Genomic DNA, 533 nt, shown 5'->3' with positions numbered 1-533 from the left:
GACTTGGCGTACTTCAGTGCCTCCATCGTGTCCAGGGTTTCACCGGACTGGGAGATGGTGACGATGAGGTGCCTGGGGTTGGCATACGCGGCGCGGTAGCGGTACTCGCTGGCGATCTCCACGCTGCACGGCAGGCCGGAGATGGATTCGATCCAGTAGCGCGCGGTCAGGCCAGCGTAATAACTGGTGCCGCACGCGAGGATCTGCACGCCCTCGATGCCGGCCAGCACGCGTTCGGCGTTCTTGCCGAACAGCTCGGCCGGGAAGCCACCGGCGTCGATCGCCGCCTCGATGGTGTCGCCCAGCGCGCGCGGCTGCTCGTGGATTTCCTTCTGCATGAAATGGCGGTACGGGCCCAGTTCCAGCGACGCCAGCGACACGTCGGACAGGTGCACGCCACGGTCCACCGGCTGGTTGTGCTCGTCGTACACCTGCACGCCGTCGCGGCGCACGTCGGCGGTGTCGCCCTCTTCCAGGAAGATCACCCGGCGCGTGGCCGAGATGATCGCCGAGACGTCCGAGGCGACGAAGTT

The 533-nt window shown here is 66.6% G+C and carries 1 protein-coding gene; it reads right to left on the bottom strand.

Annotated elements, in window-relative coordinates:
* On the bottom strand, window positions 1–533 hold a 533-nt coding region (locus tag AC06FD_RS20425; RefSeq protein ID WP_478078731.1), incomplete at both ends, for an SIS domain-containing protein.

The sequence above is a fragment of the Stenotrophomonas sp. Steno-Z1 genome (assembly GCF_056393175.1).
Note: the sequence above shows the minus strand (reverse complement) of the source record. Positions and strands in the feature narration are given on the sequence as shown.